This is a genomic window from Sphingobacterium olei (genome assembly GCF_005048855.1).
Taxonomy (GTDB): Bacteria; Bacteroidota; Bacteroidia; order Sphingobacteriales; family Sphingobacteriaceae; genus Sphingobacterium; species Sphingobacterium olei.
This window is the reverse complement of sequence record NZ_SUME01000004.1, coordinates 261313-279234: the sequence shown is the minus strand read 5'-3', so window position 1 is coordinate 279234 and position 17922 is coordinate 261313. Positions and strand designations below refer to the sequence as shown.

18 protein-coding genes are annotated in these 17922 nt (G+C 38.3%); 13 read left to right on the top strand and 5 right to left on the bottom strand.

The genetic code is table 11. The features are described from left to right. Positions 1-90 precede the first annotated feature (90 nt). Positions 91-654: a crossover junction endodeoxyribonuclease RuvC gene (gene ruvC, locus FAZ15_RS11200; RefSeq protein WP_136901404.1), complete on the top strand. Its 564-nt coding sequence runs from the start codon at positions 91-93 to the stop codon at positions 652-654. Here ruvC and FAZ15_RS11195 read toward each other — a convergent pair. Further along, on the bottom strand, positions 651-1694 hold the full coding sequence (locus tag FAZ15_RS11195; RefSeq protein WP_136901403.1) for a hypothetical protein: 1044 nt from the start codon (positions 1692-1694) through the stop codon (positions 651-653). The genes ruvC and FAZ15_RS11195 overlap by 4 nt on opposite strands. A 414-nt stretch (positions 1695-2108) precedes the next feature. On the opposite strand from FAZ15_RS11195, the gene FAZ15_RS11190 reads away from it, so the two are divergent. The 5 genes from FAZ15_RS11190 (at position 2109) to FAZ15_RS11170 (ending at position 7308) form a co-directional block, all read left to right on the top strand. Then, positions 2109-2579 (top strand): Lrp/AsnC ligand binding domain-containing protein, encoded by a 471-nt coding sequence (locus FAZ15_RS11190; RefSeq protein WP_136821493.1) that lies wholly within the window; start codon positions 2109-2111, stop codon positions 2577-2579. A 100-nt stretch (positions 2580-2679) separates the two neighbouring features. Then, entirely contained in the window at positions 2680-4548 is a 1869-nt protein-coding gene (gene mutL / locus FAZ15_RS11185; RefSeq protein WP_136901402.1) for a DNA mismatch repair endonuclease MutL, read from the top strand. 17 nt (positions 4549-4565) lie between these two features. Next, positions 4566-5294: a rhomboid family intramembrane serine protease gene (locus FAZ15_RS11180; protein ID WP_136901401.1), complete on the top strand. Its 729-nt coding sequence runs from the start codon at positions 4566-4568 to the stop codon at positions 5292-5294. Between the two features lie 23 nt (positions 5295-5317). Further along, complete coding sequence (locus FAZ15_RS11175) at positions 5318-6196, top strand: rhomboid family intramembrane serine protease (RefSeq protein ID WP_136901400.1); 879 nt, start codon at positions 5318-5320, stop codon at positions 6194-6196. Beyond that, positions 6196-7308: an endonuclease/exonuclease/phosphatase family protein gene (locus tag FAZ15_RS11170; protein ID WP_136901399.1), complete on the top strand. Its 1113-nt coding sequence runs from the start codon at positions 6196-6198 to the stop codon at positions 7306-7308. The genes FAZ15_RS11175 and FAZ15_RS11170 overlap by 1 nt, the downstream gene beginning before the upstream one ends. Here FAZ15_RS11170 and FAZ15_RS11165 read toward each other — a convergent pair. After that, positions 7298-8911 carry a S41 family peptidase gene (locus FAZ15_RS11165; protein WP_136901398.1) on the bottom strand — a complete coding sequence of 538 codons (1614 nt, stop codon included), beginning with the start codon at positions 8909-8911 and terminating at the stop codon, positions 7298-7300. The genes FAZ15_RS11170 and FAZ15_RS11165 overlap by 11 nt on opposite strands. Before the next feature lie 143 nt (positions 8912-9054). Between FAZ15_RS11165 and FAZ15_RS11160 the strand changes: the two genes are divergently transcribed. The 3 genes from FAZ15_RS11160 (at position 9055) to FAZ15_RS11150 (ending at position 11646) form a co-directional block, all read left to right on the top strand. Then, the gene (locus FAZ15_RS11160) at positions 9055-9624 is read left to right on the top strand and encodes a hypothetical protein (protein WP_136901397.1); all 570 of its coding nucleotides are present in this window, start codon (positions 9055-9057) and stop codon (positions 9622-9624) included. An 86-nt stretch (positions 9625-9710) separates the two neighbouring features. Further along, positions 9711-11108, top strand: a complete 1398-nt coding sequence (gene fumC, locus FAZ15_RS11155; protein ID WP_136901396.1) for a class II fumarate hydratase — start codon at positions 9711-9713, stop codon at positions 11106-11108. 4 nt (positions 11109-11112) lie between these two features. Next, positions 11113-11646 (top strand): fumarate hydratase, encoded by a 534-nt coding sequence (locus FAZ15_RS11150; RefSeq protein ID WP_136901395.1) that lies wholly within the window; start codon positions 11113-11115, stop codon positions 11644-11646. 36 nt (positions 11647-11682) lie between these two features. On the opposite strand, the gene FAZ15_RS11145 is transcribed toward FAZ15_RS11150, so the two are convergent. From FAZ15_RS11145 to FAZ15_RS11135, 3 genes are all read right to left on the bottom strand, one after another. Continuing rightward, entirely contained in the window at positions 11683-12783 is a 1101-nt protein-coding gene (locus tag FAZ15_RS11145) for a toxic anion resistance protein (protein ID WP_136901394.1), read from the bottom strand. A gap of 13 nt (positions 12784-12796) precedes the next feature. Continuing rightward, entirely contained in the window at positions 12797-13582 is a 786-nt protein-coding gene (locus FAZ15_RS11140) for a hypothetical protein (RefSeq protein WP_136901393.1), read from the bottom strand. 255 nt (positions 13583-13837) lie between these two features. Beyond that, the gene (locus FAZ15_RS11135) at positions 13838-14215 is read right to left on the bottom strand and encodes a DUF3127 domain-containing protein (RefSeq protein ID WP_136901392.1); all 378 of its coding nucleotides are present in this window, start codon (positions 14213-14215) and stop codon (positions 13838-13840) included. A 67-nt stretch (positions 14216-14282) separates the two neighbouring features. Between FAZ15_RS11135 and FAZ15_RS11130 the strand changes: the two genes are divergently transcribed. The 4 genes from FAZ15_RS11130 (at position 14283) to FAZ15_RS11115 (ending at position 17831) form a co-directional block, all read left to right on the top strand. Continuing rightward, positions 14283-15446 carry a THUMP domain-containing class I SAM-dependent RNA methyltransferase gene (locus FAZ15_RS11130; RefSeq protein WP_136901391.1) on the top strand — a complete coding sequence of 388 codons (1164 nt, stop codon included), beginning with the start codon at positions 14283-14285 and terminating at the stop codon, positions 15444-15446. Between the two features lie 3 nt (positions 15447-15449). Continuing rightward, positions 15450-16103 (top strand): HD domain-containing protein, encoded by a 654-nt coding sequence (locus tag FAZ15_RS11125; protein ID WP_136901390.1) that lies wholly within the window; start codon positions 15450-15452, stop codon positions 16101-16103. Positions 16104-16214: 111 nt separating this feature from the next. Further along, positions 16215-16976 carry a glycerophosphodiester phosphodiesterase family protein gene (locus tag FAZ15_RS11120; protein ID WP_136901389.1) on the top strand — a complete coding sequence of 254 codons (762 nt, stop codon included), beginning with the start codon at positions 16215-16217 and terminating at the stop codon, positions 16974-16976. Between the two features lie 18 nt (positions 16977-16994). Then, positions 16995-17831: an endonuclease/exonuclease/phosphatase family protein gene (locus FAZ15_RS11115; protein ID WP_136901388.1), complete on the top strand. Its 837-nt coding sequence runs from the start codon at positions 16995-16997 to the stop codon at positions 17829-17831. The last annotated feature ends 91 nt before the right edge of the window (positions 17832-17922 follow it).

Genomic DNA, 17922 nt, shown 5'->3' with positions numbered 1-17922 from the left:
TTTTTCAAATCAAAGCACAATTTTACTAAATTTTATGTAATTAGATGGAGATATTCTAAAACAGCGTATCTATTTACGTAATATTGTATCATGCAAATGGAGAAAGCGAAGGAAAGAATCATATTAGGCATCGACCCGGGAACAGTTGTATTAGGTTACGGTATCATAAAAGAACTGGGAAGTAAAATTACACTAGAGACTCTGGGCGTGATTAAAATGAACCATCTGGATGACCATGGTTTGAAATTACAGCGCATCTTCAAAAAAACAACTGCGCTGATCGAACAATATAAACCCGACTGTGTCGCTTTAGAGGCTCCCTTTTATGGTAAAAACATTCAGGTCATGCTAAAATTAGGCCGAGCTCAAGGAGTAGCTATGGCAGCAGCCTTGAATTTTGACATTCCAATCTTCGAATACTCCCCACGTAAAATCAAACAATCCGTAACCGGGCATGGCAACGCGAGCAAAGAACAGGTCGCAGCCATGCTACAGACACTTCTAGGATTTAAAGAAGCTCCCGAATTTTTAGACGCTACAGACGGACTGGCAGTAGCAGTTTGCCATTCCTTTCAACAAAAAACGGCAACTAAAGGTAAATCATACTCTGGATGGGAGGCCTTTGTAAAAGATAACGAAAAACGCGTACGCTAAAGCTTGACTTGACGAATGACGTTCTTCACATTCAGTTCCACAATATCTGTCATCGTTTTACATTTATGGTAATTTTCATTTTGATGGAATACGGCATATCCCTCTCTAAGCTGCTTAATATTCTCTTCCGTCGACAACTGCTGTGTTTTAGAAGCATCCCGTAAATCTTTAATACGATGACGTTCGCTGCGTACCCGATGTACAATAGAAGATCTTTCTTCCTGTTGATACTGCAATACTGTTTTTTCAGTAAGATGTTCCATAGACAGTTTTACATAGGCGAAATTTTCCTTAAAGAACTGCGGCATATACACCTTGGGATTCCCCTCAAAAAATTGCTGATCAAAGTCGATTGCACGGATTCGAAATTGGAAATCATCAAAATCAGGAGTGATTTGCATAACAAAATTATAAGCGCGCATATCGCCTAACAAAGAAATAATACAGCGTTCGTTAAATTTCACAAACTCTTTCGCAATACGCGTTTGATTATAATCAGGTGTGTACATCCTCCCCTTGCTAAAAAGATCCCCAGGTATACCCACGATATGTTCTTCTACCAGCGTATCCCGATCGTAAATATAGTTCACTTGGTTAGGAGACAGAATTTCCTCCAATTCCAATCCGTATATCCGTGACGCATCGGCCTGTTTAATGTAAAAATAATCGTACACGTCATTCAAGCGATTAATAATTCGGACTCGGAAAGGCCGTGTATTCCCAAAAGCACAATACTCTATACGGTCAATAATTTTATGTTGAACGATCCGCGTATTTCCCGATGCTTTAAGTTGCGCATAAATTATTTTTAAGCCTTCGTACAATTGATCTTGAAGATAAGGCGGATAAAGAGGGGTTTCCCAAAGCGTGTCGTTCCCAAATTTATCCACAACAGGCATCGTCTCCTGAAAATTCAACAGGTCAAAATAAGACATCGGGAGCTTCCCGTCACGCTGGTACAACTTGAGATATTTAAACAACCCAGGTGCTACAGGGTAGATTGGTTTCTTTCTAGATATCTTTACATCTTCAACTTCCATAAAACACAGCGAATTAACTACGTTAAAGATACAAATTAATTAACGGTTAGAATGGGTAAACTAAGCGTCTCGTAAAAAATTTACAATTTTAAAACGTTTTTTATAATAAAATAGAAAACATTTCACAATTTTTGTTGTTATTTTTGCAAAAATCTTAATGACAAATCAGGGCAAACGATTGGTATAAAAAGAAGAAGCTCTCCGGGCGAAGAGCTTCAACGCTAACCAATTATAAACCTATGTTATTTTGAGGGAGTAACATGCTATTTTTAAGAGATTTTTATCATTTCATCTCTTTTGATAAAACAAATATACAGCAAGAAACAATTATTTGCAAATTTTTTATGAAATATTTGTAAATTTTTCATAATTTTTAAAAAAAATAGGATTTTATATAAAAATAAGACCATTTTCATGGAAAAAAACTATACAAATTACGATTTAGACAATTTAGATGTCCAAATTTTATCAATTTTAATGGAAGACGCATCAATTCCATACACAGAAATAGCAAAAAAGCTCATAGTTTCAGGCGGAACTATACATGTTCGCATGAAAAAGATGGAAGAATTAGGAATAATTCACGGATCTAACTTAATTATCAATCCACAAAAGGTTGGATTTGACATAACCGCCTTTCTTGGCATCTATTTAGAGAAGGGATCACAGTATTCCGACGCTGTAGAACAATTACGACAGGTAAAAGAAGTGGTAGAATTACATTATTGTACAGGACAATATAGTATGTTTGCCAAAATAGTATGTCGTGATACCGCACATCTACGTAAAGTATTGAACGAAGATATTCAGGGACTGAAGGGAATACAACGTACAGAAACAATTATATCCCTAGAAGAAAGTATAAAAAGACAAATCACTTTATAAGGCATACATTGACACGTGTCGCAAAAAACCTTCATGAAGCGTTCGTTGCAGTTGGCATTCCCGCTAATCATGAAGGTTTTTTTTGTAACTTCGCAACTGTATGTCTGATATTATACAATTACTTCCAGATTCTGTTGCCAATCAAATTGCTGCAGGAGAAGTCGTTCAGCGACCTGCCTCCGCAGTTAAAGAATTAATAGAAAACGCAATTGATGCTGAGGCCGGCCGGATTAAACTTATTGTAAGAGAAGCAGGAAAAGCCTTGATCCAGGTAATTGATGACGGCCGCGGAATGAGCATAACGGATGCTAGACTTTGCTTTGAACGACATGCTACAAGTAAAATTCGAAAAGCGGAAGATTTATTTGCTATCCGTACGATGGGATTTCGGGGTGAAGCCATGGCATCCATTGCCGCAATTTCACAAGTTGAACTCAAAACTCGCCGCGAAGCAGATGAACTCGGAACAATTATACAGATTGAAGGATCCAAAGTCGTAGACCAATATCCCGAATCTTTGTCCGCCGGCACAAGTATTTCAGTAAAGAACTTATTTTACAATATACCTGCTCGACGTAATTTTTTAAAAAGCAATTCCGTCGAGATGCGTCACATTATCGACGAATTTCAACGCGTTGCACTAGCTCATCCCGAAATATTCTTTAGTTTACACAGTGATGGCAATGAAATTTTCCATCTAACGACCAGCACCTTAAAACACCGTATCGTACATCTTTTCGGCAACAACTACAATCAGCGCCTCGTTCCAGTTGAGGAAGAAACTACTATAATTAATGTAAGTGGTTTTGTAGGAAAACCCGAATTTGCGAAGAAAACCCGTGGTGAACAGTTTTTCTTTGTCAACAAAAGATTTGTTAAAGACCCCTATCTGCATCATGCAATTATGAATGCCTACGAGGAAATCTTACCAGCTGATTCGTATCCTTTATATGTACTTTTTATTGAGATTGATCCCTCAAAAATTGACATTAACGTACATCCCACAAAAACGGAAATCAAATACGAAGACGAGAAAGCAATTTATGCCATTTTAAGATCCGCCGTAAAAAGATCACTGGGAAGATATAATATTGCCCCTTCTTTGGATTTCAATCAAGAAACGAGTTTCAGCAACTTCATCACACAGAAGCCACTAGACGAAATCCAAATGCCTACTATTTCTTTTAATCCGAATTTTAATCCCTTCGAATCGGATAAACCTAGCACAGCTTCCCGATCCAGTAGTTATGCTGCCGGATTGGAAAAAAAAACCGGCATACCCCAGAACTGGGATACACTTTATCAGATAACGGAGCAAGAATCTGCAGAACAACTTCCGTTACTTCCTTTTGACAAAGACCAATCTGAGGAGAAGAACATGTTGAAGTCAGAAAGCAGAAAGCAATTCTTCCAAGTTCACAATCGTTATATCGTTTCTCAAATTCATTCCGGATTCCTCTTGATTGATCAACAAGCGGCGCATGAACGTATCCTATTTGAGCAATACAAAGAACAATTGGACAACAACAAAGGATCTAGCCAACAAAGTCTATTCCCACAAACGGTAGAACTCAGCATTGGAGATTTCGAATTAATGACTGATATTTTACCGGAGTTACATACCTTGGGCTTTCAACTGAGACCTTTCGGAAAAACTACGTATATTGTGGATGGAATTCCGGCAGATTTAGGCAATAATGTAAATGAGGCCAAAATTATTGAACAGCTTTTGGAAGATTTTAAAAACAATAAATCTGAATTAAGGCTTAATAAAAGAGAAAATCTAGCCCGCAGCCTTGCAAAAAGTGCAGCATTGAAAAGCGGAACTGCCCTCGACAATGAGTCTATGGCAGATTTGATTGATAAATTATTTGCCTGTGAAAGTCCAAATATATCTGTTCATGGAAAACCAACGTTAATTACGTATACGTTACAGGATCTTATGGAACGATTCGATAAAATACAATAGAATACTATAATTTATATATGAATAACCTATTTTCAAATTTAACACCGGTTGTAAAAAACCTGCTTATTATAAATATTATCTGTTTCGTGGGATCAATGATTTTCACACCAGCGAATAAATTATTTGGTGTTTATTACCCAGACTCACCCTCTTTTCAAATTTGGCAGATTATCACCTATATGTTTATGCATGGCGGTATTGGTCACATCTTTTTTAATATGTTTGCTTTGGTGATGTTTGGATCTATTCTTGAACGGGTGTTTGGTCCCAAACGATTCCTAAATTATTATATTATTTGTGGCTTGGGGGCATTGGTATTGCAATACGGTGTACAGGCTTGGGAAGTAACGGAAATACTAGGATCTCCGTTTGGCAAAGATCAAATGATCTATTATAGCGGAGGTGACTTTTCCGGATATATACCTGATTCAACGTTAAACCATCTCCCTCAATCAGATTTCAATACACTGGCCTCAATTTATAGCATACCAATGGTCGGAGCTTCGGGTGCTATCTATGGTTTATTGCTCGCTTTTGCTGTGCTTTTTCCTAATTTAGAATTACAATTACTCTTTATTCCAGTACCGATTAAAGCAAAATATTTTGTACCCGGGCTAATTTTGATTGAAATATATTTAGGGTTCTCCCAATCAGGATCTTCCATTGCGCACCTTGCGCACGTGGGTGGCGCGCTGTTTGGCTTTCTGCTAATCAAAATCTGGGGAATAAAAAGGGGTTATTATTAATCGTGCATAAAAAAATTAAAAAGATGAAAGAGAATGTCTTAAAATCCTTTTGGAGAGACACCTATACCACCTCTTCTCCTATTCCATATATCATTACAATTCAAGTTATATTATTTGTCTTGACCCATGTTGTCGATCTACTCAGTTTTTCGGACATCGTTTCGAGCAATTTATATGATGTTGTCGTTTCTAAACTCAGCCTTCCGGTATCATTTGCTGAGTTTTTATCGCAGCCGTGGACATTAATTACACACCCTTTTATTTACCAGGGGTTGTTCAACATACTTTTCGATTGCCTGTGGTTGTATTGGTTTGGAAACATATTTTTAACCTTTCTGAATAGAAGACAATTTTTATATGTTTTCATCTCAGGATTATTGCTGGGTGGTATCTCCTATTTATTGTTTGGTAATATCCCTTTTCTAGCAGGCAATTCCCCAAGCCAATTAAACACCAATACACTCGGACTGGCGGCTCTCATCAGTGCTACAGCACTGCTATTGCCCACATACGAAATACGGGTTTTTATTATCGGCAATATACGGCTCCGCACCATTGCTATCATTTATCTTGGCCTGCAGCTTGGAATTCATGCCATCTCGGACCGAACAGCTGCGATCGCGTATCTGGGTATGATTTTATTCGGTTTAGCGTTTATTTACGAATTAAAAAAAGGTCATGATTGGAGCAGGTTTTTTCATAAAAATCTGACACGACGCAACTTAAAGGTTATCTATAAGAACGAAAACACAAATACACTTTCGCAGAAGAAACAACATTCAGAAATACCGAACCAAGAGACTATCGACCAAATATTAGACAAAATTTCAATGAGTGGCTACGAAAGTCTGACTTCTCGCGAAAAAGAAATATTATTCAAAGCAAGTAAGCAAGATCAATAATGTCGAAAGGAAGAGTTTTTCGTCAAAAACTTGGCTTTTTTAGCAAGTCAATATTTACCGCTAATTTATTAGCAGTATTAGCCTTGCTATTGAGTTATTCCGCAGCTTATATCGATCCGCAGTCTTTTTGGCCAATAGCCTTCTTTGGCTTAGGTTATCTCCCCATTCTACTCATTAATCTAGGCTTTGTCATTTACTGGTTTATACGGAAACAACGTTATATGCTATTGAGCTTACTCCCTATATTGATCGGATGGAATTTGATGAGCAAACATATCAATTTCAAGAACAAAAACGACAAGATCATTCTCAAGGCCGACAGTAATCTCCGCGTCATGAGCTTCAATGTCCACTTGTTTCAAACAACACACAACAATAAAGAAACATTTAAAACAGAGGCTATCGAGCTGGTAAATACCGTAAACCCGGATATCGTATGTTTCCAAGAATTTTACAGCAAAATAAAAGGAAAGACACAATTCTCAAAAACATTAAAAGAAGAAGGCAATTTCGAAGGATACTATTTCGAACCGGCATCACAAAACGATCATGAGGGATATGGCCAAGCCATTTTTTCCAAGTATCCCATTATAAATCATGGCACCATACTCCAAAACGAGTACGGTATCAACCGTATTATCTTTGTCGATATACGTCGCGAAATTGATACCCTGCGAGTTTACAATGTACATTTACGCTCCTTTGCCTTACAGGATGAGGATAAAGAATTTATCCAAAAACCGACGGGTCAAAAAGTTAAAAACGAAGAAACAACAAAGCGTGTAGGAAGAAAGTTAAAGCAGGCATTCACCCACAGAAGTGAGCAAGCAAAATCCCTTCGAGCGCATATTGAGACGTCACCCTATCCCAGTATAGTAATGGGAGACTTTAATGACACGCCAATGTCCTATAGTGTAAATATAGTAGGTAAAAACATGAACAATGCCTTTCAGGAAAAAGGTTTCGGATGGGGTGTCACGCATTATGCCATGCTTCCCATATTTCAAATAGACTATATTTTGTGTGGCAAAAAGTTCAAAATTGATAATTATGGCATTGTGAAGGAACGGTTTTCAGACCATTACCCTATTTGGGCAGATGTTAATCTATAGCCGGATCAGTAGCAGTCAATATATGAATGGCCTGCTCGACGTAATCGTCATACCTATTCTTGACCTTGAAATATGCTTCTCTTCCGAAATAATATTTCCCGACTATAGCTTCGATATCCGATTGGATAAGTTCCAATAAATCTCTCCCTTTTCGATCGTCTATTACAATATTTCTATCCTTTAAATAGGCTAAAAAAGCAATGTATTCTTGTTGAGGCAAGTGATATCCCTGCAAGAAATTTTCAATAGAATAGGCGGGCAACTTTTTTGTAAAACGCTCATAAACAAATTGTTCCAAGTAGCTTGATCGTGCAATCTGTTGGTACAATACACTGACGGCATTCGAGTCGATAGAAATTTCGACATCTGGGTTGATCCCCCCGCCACTAAATAGTTCTCTGCCTGCCAACGTTCTATAGGTTTGTGCGTGCGCAAAAGTAGTATCCAACACCCACAGTCCATTATACATACTCGAATAATCGATCATACTTGACCAATTGGCTGTATATTTTTTTTGAATACTTCTGCCTAAGGGCGTATAATATCTTGAAATACTCAAATTAACCCGTGATCCATCTGAAAAATCAAATTGTTCCTGAACAATACCCTTTCCGTAAGATCGTCTTCCGACAATTGTTCCTCGATCCCAATCTTGTACAGCACCGGCTACGATCTCGGATGCTGATGCAGTATATTCATTTATGAGAACAACCAATTTACCTTTTGCGTAACCCCCATTCCCGTCGGAAAAATACTCTCTCTTATCTTCATGAGCCCCCTTAGTATATACTAATACTTTCTGCTCATCAAAGAATTCACTCGCCAATCGAATGGCAACGTGAAAGTATCCACCACCATTGTCACGCAGATCGAGAATAAGACTTTGAGCACCTTGCTTCTTTAACTCCGTTATAGCCTGTTTAAAATCCTCCGCTGTCTTTAATCCAAATCTACGCACTTTAATGTAACCCACAGCCGGCTTGATGAGATAGGCTACATCAATTGAACTCACACTGACTTGATCCCTTATAACTTTATAAGGAGCGGGCATTAATGCACTATCGCGAATTACATAGAGTTTTACACCAGAGCCCTTTTTCCCACGTATCAACCTATCAACCACTTTTTGCGCGATATTCCTACCCGAAACCTGTGTAGAATCTATGGTAATAATACGATCACCAACCTTCAATCCAGCTTTTTCGGAAGGCCCATTGGTTATGAGTCCAACAATCAACAAGGTATCATTTAGATTAAAATATTCTAGGCCAATCCCTTCAAATGTACCTTCCAAAGCTTCACTTTGGGCTTGAGACTCGTTAGGCAAAAGATAACTAGAATAAGGATCCAAATGCGACACGATGTGATTGATGGCTCCATCCTGAAGGGAATCTAGATTTAGACTATCGACATAGCTATTGGAAAGCAGATCCAAAACCTGTTGGATTTTATACGAATTGTCCGAAAAACCAATAGGTACTAAAGAACTACTGGGATTCTTACCTTGCTGATCGGCATAATTTTGCCCCAAGATAAGCCCAAGCAATAATGCAGCAGCATACGTAGCTGCCACGAAAATATTACGTTTAGTACCTTTTTGCATGTAAACAAATGAGACTGCAAAAGTAATTAGTTATTTTAATTTCTTCAGCAAGAATAATTAACTTTATCCTACAAAATGAGTTCCAAATTATTTTAGCGAATTATATAGTTTGGAATAGTAGAAACTTAATCGAAAAACGATACGTGCACGAAATAGAACCATATTACAATTGGCGTCATGATTATACTTCATCTGAAGACGAGCGTTCACCATTTTATGGAACGATTCATAATGAATTTGAATACGACAAGCAGATTTACAACTTTTTATTGCACCCGCAATGGGATCATTTTGGATCACAAACCCTTTATTTAAAAGTCATTTACGTGGATTACGATCGCGAATATACAGTGATTGAATTAATCGGCGAATGGAATGATACCATTTACAATGATATTATGACCCTCAAACGGGAAGTAATAGACCTTATGATAGGTGAAGGTATCACCAAATTTATACTCATCGGAGAAAATGTACTCAATTTTCATGCTTCGGACGATTCATACTACGAAGAATGGTTTCAGGATATCGAAGATGGGTGGATCGCCGGACTCAACTTTCGAGCGCACGTGATTGAAGAATTTAGAACACATAATATTGACTACTATATAAACTTTGGAGGGGCATTTGATCAAATGCCCTGGCGCACGTTGAAACCCAAACAGCTGTACCACCATGTCAACGAACATCTCTCTAGGCGGCTGGGCACATAATTCATTAATCTTTACGTTTGTATTTTGAATTCAGTAACTTTGCCTAGCATTTTTATTTTTGACTTTTAACTTTTTACTTAACACATATGTCATTCAGAATAGAAAAAGACACAATGGGCGAAGTTCAAGTGCCCGCAGACAAATATTGGGGAGCACAAACTGAACGTTCACGTAACAACTTTAAAATTGGTCCTTCGGCCTCTATGCCCAAAGAAATCATAGAAGGTTTTGCATACTTAAAAAAAGCCGCCGCGTATGCTAATCACGAGTTGGGTGTATTACCTGTCGAAAAACGTGATGCTATTGCTGTCGTTTGTGATGAAATATTAGCCGGAAAGTTAGACGATCAATTCCCTCTCGTAATTTGGCAAACAGGCTCAGGCACACAGTCTAATATGAATGTCAATGAAGTCGTTGCAAACCGCGCCCAGGTATTAGCTGGTAGTAAAATAGGCGAAGGAGAAGCTGTGTTAAAAGCAAATGATGACGTAAACAAATCGCAATCCTCAAATGACACTTATCCTACAGGCATGCACATCGCGGCTTACAAAGCTGTAGTTGAGGTGACGATTCCTGGAGTTGAAAAATTACGGGACACCTTGAAACGTAAATCAGAAGAGTTCATGAACGTCGTAAAGATTGGCCGTACCCACTTGATGGACGCTACTCCTTTGACCTTAGGTCAAGAACTGTCTGGTTATGTCGCACAATTAAATTATGGTTTAAAAGCTGTTAAAAACACGTTAGCACATTTGTCCGAATTAGCTTTAGGAGGAACTGCAGTCGGAACAGGCTTAAACACACCTGATGGTTATGACGTCGTGGTCGCTAAATATATTGCTGAATTCACGGGACATCCATTCGTCACCGCTGAAAACAAATTTGAAGCATTGGCGGCACATGATGCAATAGTGGAATCTCATGGAGCCCTGAAACAGTTGGCTGTTTCCTTAAATAAAATTGCGAATGACATTCGTATGTTGGCTTCGGGACCTCGTTCGGGTATCGGTGAAATTTTAATCCCCGAAAATGAACCCGGCTCTTCTATTATGCCCGGTAAAGTAAATCCAACACAATGTGAAGCACTTACAATGGTAGCGGCACAAGTAATGGGAAATGATGTTGCGATCACTATTGGCGGTACCCAAGGGCATTATGAACTTAATGTATTCAAGCCTTTAATGGCGGCAAATTTTTTACAATCGGCTCGTTTAATTGGCGATGCATGCATTTCGTTTGATGAACATTGTGCACAAGGTATCGAACCGAATTATACACGCATCAAAGAACTAGTGGATAATTCATTGATGTTGGTAACCGCATTAAACACAAAAATTGGATATTATAAGGCTGCCGAAATCGCTCAAACCGCACATAAAAACAACAGTACACTGAAAGAAACTGCAATTTCTTTGGGATATGTTACCGCCGAAGAGTTTGATGAATGGGTAAAACCTGAAGAAATGGTAGGCACCTTAAAATAGTTTAGTGGACAAATACCTAAAGAAATATCTTGTTTTTAAAACATACCTACTTTCTATAGTAGGTATGCTTTTTAGTATAGTAGGTTGCCAACGTCATTCTGAAATGCAAACAGAAGGAACTTCTTATCTACACGGTACATGGGTGCAGGATAGTATTCCTCATCAAGATCAGATGCTCAACTATACATTGCACGAATTTACCTTTTCCTGTGATTCCGTATACACTACTATGCATGTACACGCCAAAACGAAAACCATACCAGATAGCTGTTACAAGAATGGAAAATGGACAGAATACGCTAAAGCTGTTTATGTCGTCCGAGGGGACAGTATGATTGTAGAAGGTATTTATACCAAAGAAAACTGGAAGCAAAAAATTTCAGGATGTTATAAACAAGGCCAATACCTACCACGATTTAAAATTGTTCACCATTCTGCAGATTCTGTTGTATTGGAAAACAAGTTTGATTTGCGACCAATCGTATTGCGTAAAGTCGCAGAACTCATCTGCATTCCTAAAAAAAGGTGGGAAATGTAATAGTAAACTAGAAAAAGCAGCGTTAAGCTGCTTTTTCTAGTTTACTAATTTTGTATCATCCGAAGATTTAAGAATATTTTGTTTTAATTCCGTCTCTGCCTGTAACAATTCCTGTTCTACTACTTTCCTTTTTTCACGACCTTCACGTTGGATCTGTAATACTTGCTCGATCGTCTGAATAATATCGGAGTTCGCCTTTTTAATTGTTTCGATATCGACAATACCACGTTCCGTTTCACGCGCAATATTTACTGTAGACTCCTTCAGCATTTCTGAATTCTTACGCAGCAGTTCGTTTGTCGCATCCGTCACCGCCTTCTGTGCTTCTAATGCGCGCTGTGAATGTGCGATTCCTAACGTCAATACCATTTGATTTTTCCATAGGGGAAGTGTATTCACTATACTCGATTGCACTTTCTCCATTAACGAACTACTGTTACTTTGGATCATACGAATCTGTGGTGCAGTCTGTAATACTACCATCCGCGTCAGTTTCAGATCATGTATCTTCCGTTCGAAACGTACCACATGTTGCTCCATATCCTTATAAGCCTGAACCTTATGCTGATCACCTGTCTCTTCAGCTTCCTGTTTCATCTGGGGCAATACATTGGTATGTACGTCTTGCAATTTCTCTTCTCCCGCCGCAATATGTAATGACAATTCTTTAAAATAATTCTGATTCTCTACAAACAGCTTGTCAAAGATATTGACATCTTTTAATAAGGTTTTGTAATGCCCCTCCAATTTCAATTCAATCTGATGGATATTTTTCTCCACCGAAGCATACTCCGTACGCATACGTTGGATTTTTTTCTTCATGTTATCAAAGAATGGGATCAACGGTTTCTTTTTCAAATTTTCATCAAAAGACTTAATATCTGAACGAAGATTCAATAGGATATCCTCCGCTCCACCCATATCTTTTGTCCTAACCTGTTTCAGTATCTCGTTTGAAAAATTACTCACCTTCGTTTGACTCGATACGCCGAATTGGATAATATCAGTCGTTGAATTCAGGTTGATCTTATCTTTATACTGCTTGATAAGTGCCTTTTCTTCGTCCGTAAAATTAACTTGAATTTCATTGTTTTTATCGGCATTATCATCGTATGTCGTTAAATCTATTGTAGCCATAGTTTTAAGTTTCTTATTCTTTTAATAGGTTTCTGTTTTTTAATGTTTGGATATAGACATCCGATTCAGCAGATACATCCAGCAAGCTTGATTTTATAATGTTTGTGACATCTTGTTCGATAGCCATAGCAGCTTGAGCCAATACGCTTTCCAATTTAACTTTCGAATCAATAGTCACTTGATTATGTAACCGCGTGTTTTCAAGTTCATCATATTGACGGAGCACATTAATCACTGTACCATGACGCACCAAAAATTTTTCCGCTTCCATTATATCTCTTTGTTCCAATAAATGGAAAAGACGTATTATTTTATCAATATGCTGATGAATATTTGTATTATTAATTTCCTTGCGGTAATGCAGCATTTTAGTCACAAAAGATTGTGGGGTTTCCATACTCGCCTGTGCCAATTCAAGGCGTTGCTGCTTTTCTACACTTCCGATCCAGGTAAGCGGTCTGACTTCACCGAGTTCCAATCTTTTCAGATAAGGTTTCGCCTGATTTAATAATAGACCATTCCCTAAAATATAAGAAACTACCGAACCGCCCAAAGTTAGCAACATCCCCTGAGACATGGCTCCCCAAAAAAGCAAAAAAGATCCGAAGAGCGCCACCTCAACCATTAATAAAGCCCAGGCCATTATATACCAAGAGCGTACTTTACTTTTAGACGCTTGGGACATCATGACAAAGGGGTGAATATGAACGGGTAAGGGGAAAAATAGGATAATAGATGTAAATGTCCACATCAGATGCCTCAGTTCCCACGTTTTGTTCTTTTTAGTTGCCCAACCCATTCTGCAATTTAATTATTTTTTTATTAATACATCGCAAAAATTAGGCAACATATCGTTTTTATTCGGTGAATGGATATGTGTCTTAGTTTAAGGAGGGTTTTTCTTAATTTTGTTTGATCCGACAGAAGAGAGAAAATCCGGGATCGTAAACCGACAAACGACAGACGGCTAGTTATTAAAACAGCTGTCTACCTAGATAGACAGCTGTTTAATGAAATATTATAGTATTCTTTCGAGATCAGAATAACACCTTAATTAGAAAGGCAAATCATCGTCATCTGAACCCGAAGATGTAATATCTACTGGAGCAGGCATTTCAGCGAATCCTGGTGCTGAAGCTGCAGCACCCGTATTAGCCAATTTTGTCACACGCCAAGCGACTAATGAGTTGAAGTAAGTTGTTACTCCATCTTTATTTGTCCACGGACGGCCGCGAAGATTGAAAGAAACTTCAATTTCGTCTCCAATAGCTAAATTGTCAAAGATGTTCACCCTATCTTGTGTTGATTCAAAGCGAATATATTCTACAAACTGTGGATTCTCTGCGTAAGCAACGATTAAATCTCTCTTTTTAAAAGATTCTGTAACTTGTTGTATCGCACCGATTTCGTGCACTTTTCCTCTAATTTCCATAATCAAAAATATTAAACGATAAAATTACACATTTTTTGCGTTTTAGATTAGTTAACTTTGTAGAAATATGACAGAAGTTTTCAACACCCCGAGTAAAGTTATCATAACGTGTAATAAAAGGCTTTCGCCTTACTTACAAGAAGAAGTCAAAAGTTTAGGCTTCGAAATCAAACGTGCATTTAATACAGGCGTAGAATTATTCCTTTCTGTAAATGACTGTATCAAATTGAACCTCAACCTAAGAACGGCAAGTCAGGTATTATATGAATTAAAATCGTTTAGGGCGAATGATCCAAAAGAACTTTATGACAATTTGGTAAAGATTGCATGGGAAGACATTATACCCTTCGATGGTTATTTTTCGGTCACCTCTACGGTACATAATGAGACCATTACCACACCCTTATTTGCGAATGTAAAGGTAAAAGATGCGATTGTCGATCGTATCAAAGATAAAAAAGGAGTGCGTCCAGATTCGGGACCTGATTACCATAAATGTGTGATCCACCTGCATTGGATGGAAGAACGTGCAGAAATATTCCTAGACACTTCGGGCGAGACACTGGCAAAACATGGTTACCGGAAGCATCCCGGTAAAGCTCCCATGCTTGAGGCGTTGGCAACCTCCACTATCATGGCGACAAAATGGGATGGCAAATCTCCATTTATAAACCCAATGTGTGGATCAGGAACCCTCGCTATTGAGGCGGCTTTATTAGCACAAAAACGAATGCCCGGCTTGCAGCGTATGAATTACTCCTTCATGCATTTTATCGGATATGATGAAGAAGTATTTTTTGAAGAACGAAGACAAATAAAAGACATTGCCGATAAGACTATTTTACCTCAGATTGTTGCTTCAGATATTTCCGATCAGGCGATTGAAATTGCGAAGATGAACGCCCGTACCGCGGGGGTAGAACACTTAATCACATTTGAAATCTGCGATTTTGCAGACACTACAGTTCCACAAGAACCCGGCGTGATCATGTTCAACCCTGAATACGGCGAACGTCTGGGCACCCATTCCAAACTAGAAGTTACCTATAAGCGAATCGGGGATTTCTTAAAGCAGGAATGTAAAGGATATCGGGGATATGTATTTACTGGGAATCCAGAATTAGCGAAAAAGATCGGATTGAAAGCATCCCGAAGATTTGAATTCTTTAACGGAAAATTAGATTGTCGGTTATTGCAATACGAATTGTACGACGGTTCAAAAGATAATTAATCTATGCAGTATCAGGAATTCATCGACAAAACAGCTTGTTTTGTCCAAGATCGACTAAAAGATGCTGAATCAGGGCATGACTGGTGGCACATTCAACGTGTATGGAATAATACAAAGTTGATTCTACAAACAGAAGAGGCAGATGCGCTGGTATGTGAACTTACTGCGCTATTGCACGATATCGCTGATAGCAAATTTCACAATGGGGATGAAACCATCGGTCCGCGTATAGCTGGTGACTTTTTAACATCTATAGGCGTCGATCCTTCAATTATTCAACATGTGCAACAGATTATTTTAAACATGTCTTTTAAGGCTTCGTTAGGTGCGATCAACTTTCACAGCAAGGAATTGGAGATTGTACAAGATGCCGACCGACTGGATGCCATTGGCGCGATCGGTATAGCTCGAGCATTCAACTATGGCGGGTACAAAAATAGAGAGATCTATAATCCAAATATCCCTTTTATCGAAAACCAAAGTAAGCAAGCGTATAAAAACACCACTGCTCCTACCATAAATCATTTTTACGAAAAACTCTTGTTGCTGAAAGATAAAATGAATACAGACGCCGCCAAGCAAATCGCAGCGACCCGTCATCAATTTATGGAACAGTTTCTTGAGCAATTTTACGGAGAGTGGAATGGAGAAAAATAAAATGTAATATTCTCTTAATATTAAGATAAGTAACTTAGGCATTACTATGAACAATAGGGGTGCTTTCATTCTAAGGCGTCCTATACAAATATTCAAGAATATATGTTAAGTATGAACAAATTAAGTATTTTAGGAATTATGCTCTGTTTATCGGTTTTAGTACAGGCGCAAGAAACTCAAATCATAGCACATCGAGGTGCTTGGAAAAACACAAAATCTCCCCAAAATTCTATCGCTGCACTCCGCGACGCGATTGCACAGGAAGTCTGGGGAGCTGAATTTGATGTCCACCTTACAAAAGATGATGTATTGGTTGTCAATCATGACAATGATTTTCAGGGAATAGACATTGCTACTTCTACATATCAAGAGTTATTAGCAAAGCAGCATCCCAACGGCGAACAAATAGCTACGGCAGAAGCATATCTGCAAGAAGGTATCAAGCAAAGTAACACAAAGATGATATTTGAGTTGAAGACCAATCGCTTAGGTTTAGATCGCACGCTTAAATCGGTAGAAATCGCTTTCGATCTCGTAAAAAAACTTCGAGCGGAGTCCCTAACTGAATTTATCGCTTTTAGTTATGATGCCTGTCTGCATTTCAGAGCTTTGGACAAAAACATTCCTATACATTATTTAAATGGTGATAAAAGCCCTCAACAAATAAAAGACGCGAACCTAACGGGAATCGACTACCATCTTTCCGTTTTCAAAAAAAATACCGATTGGATTACTGCTGCAAAAAACTTAGGTCTGAAAACGAACGTATGGACAGTGAACAAGGAAGAGGATATGAACTATTTTATAGACAGCGGAATTGATTATATCACGACAGATGAGCCCGAGCATCTGCATACTTTAATAAAAAAATAAGACAAAATCTATACAGCGATGAAACCATTATCTTTGATACCCTTCTTTTTCCTTTTTATATTATATGTGTCTGCACAAGAGATTAACGTGGCTACCTTCAATATCCGCTTGAAAACGGATGGAGATATCGGCAACCTGTGGCAGGATCGAAAAGAGGCTGTTTGCAATCTGATTACTTATCATGAATTTGACATCTTCGGCATACAAGAGGGCTTTAAAGATCAGGTTAACGATATGAAACAATTGCTTCCCAACTTCGACTATGTGGGTGTGGGACGCGATGATGGTGCTGAACTGGGAGAACATTCCGCAATCTTCTATAATAAAAATCGTTTTGAGGTGCTTAAAAGTGGAACTTTTTGGCTCTCGGATACGGATACGGAAAAACCCAATAAAGGATGGGATGCCGCACTTCCCAGAATCTGTACCTGGGGTGTTTTTAGAGATAGAAAAAACAACAAGTCTTTTATACTAATGAATACCCATTTCGATCACGTGGGCGTACAGGCGAGAAAAGAAAGTGCAAAGTTGATACTCCGCAAAGCCACAGAATTTGCGACGGAACTCCCGCTTATCCTTACTGGAGATTTTAATGTAGATGAAACAAACGAGGCCTATTTTACCCTTGCAAACGGTGGAGTGGTAGAGGATGTACTCACTAAATCTAAAATCGTCTATACCCCTAATTCTACCTTTAATAATTGGGGGAAAAGTATAAAACCTACCGGTAGGATAGATCATATTTTTATTACTCCTCATTTTAAAGTAGAGAAATACGGCATCTTAACGGATACCTACATGGGTAAATACCCTTCAGACCATTTCCCGGTTGCAACACGATTGGTGTGGCAATAGTAATTATGCGTTCGGAAGTAATTCTATTCTATTATTTGGGTAAAAAATCTGAAAAATGCATTAGTATTGGTATGTTTGTAACAAACAGAAA

Excerpts from the sequence above, each read along its gene's own strand:
- mutL (WP_136901402.1), top strand. The coding sequence starts at position 2,680 with ATGTCTGATATTATACAATTACTTCCAGATTCTGTTGCCAATCAAATT.
- FAZ15_RS11135 (WP_136901392.1), bottom strand. The coding sequence starts at position 14,215 with ATGGAAATTAGAGGAAAAGTGCACGAAATCGGTGCGATACAACAAGTT.
- FAZ15_RS11180 (WP_136901401.1), top strand. The coding sequence starts at position 4,566 with ATGAATAACCTATTTTCAAATTTAACACCGGTTGTAAAAAACCTGCTT.
- fumC (WP_136901396.1), top strand. The coding sequence starts at position 9,711 with ATGTCATTCAGAATAGAAAAAGACACAATGGGCGAAGTTCAAGTGCCC.
- FAZ15_RS11115 (WP_136901388.1), top strand. The coding sequence starts at position 16,995 with ATGAAACCATTATCTTTGATACCCTTCTTTTTCCTTTTTATATTATAT.
- ruvC (WP_136901404.1), top strand. The coding sequence starts at position 91 with ATGCAAATGGAGAAAGCGAAGGAAAGAATCATATTAGGCATCGACCCG.
- FAZ15_RS11190 (WP_136821493.1), top strand. The coding sequence starts at position 2,109 with ATGGAAAAAAACTATACAAATTACGATTTAGACAATTTAGATGTCCAA.
- FAZ15_RS11170 (WP_136901399.1), top strand. The coding sequence starts at position 6,196 with ATGTCGAAAGGAAGAGTTTTTCGTCAAAAACTTGGCTTTTTTAGCAAG.
- FAZ15_RS11140 (WP_136901393.1), bottom strand. The coding sequence starts at position 13,582 with ATGGGTTGGGCAACTAAAAAGAACAAAACGTGGGAACTGAGGCATCTG.
- FAZ15_RS11125 (WP_136901390.1), top strand. The coding sequence starts at position 15,450 with ATGCAGTATCAGGAATTCATCGACAAAACAGCTTGTTTTGTCCAAGAT.
- FAZ15_RS11130 (WP_136901391.1), top strand. The coding sequence starts at position 14,283 with ATGACAGAAGTTTTCAACACCCCGAGTAAAGTTATCATAACGTGTAAT.
- FAZ15_RS11120 (WP_136901389.1), top strand. The coding sequence starts at position 16,215 with ATGAACAAATTAAGTATTTTAGGAATTATGCTCTGTTTATCGGTTTTA.
- FAZ15_RS11145 (WP_136901394.1), bottom strand. The coding sequence starts at position 12,783 with ATGGCTACAATAGATTTAACGACATACGATGATAATGCCGATAAAAAC.
- FAZ15_RS11195 (WP_136901403.1), bottom strand. The coding sequence starts at position 1,694 with ATGGAAGTTGAAGATGTAAAGATATCTAGAAAGAAACCAATCTACCCT.
- FAZ15_RS11165 (WP_136901398.1), bottom strand. The coding sequence starts at position 8,911 with ATGCAAAAAGGTACTAAACGTAATATTTTCGTGGCAGCTACGTATGCT.
- FAZ15_RS11175 (WP_136901400.1), top strand. The coding sequence starts at position 5,318 with ATGAAAGAGAATGTCTTAAAATCCTTTTGGAGAGACACCTATACCACC.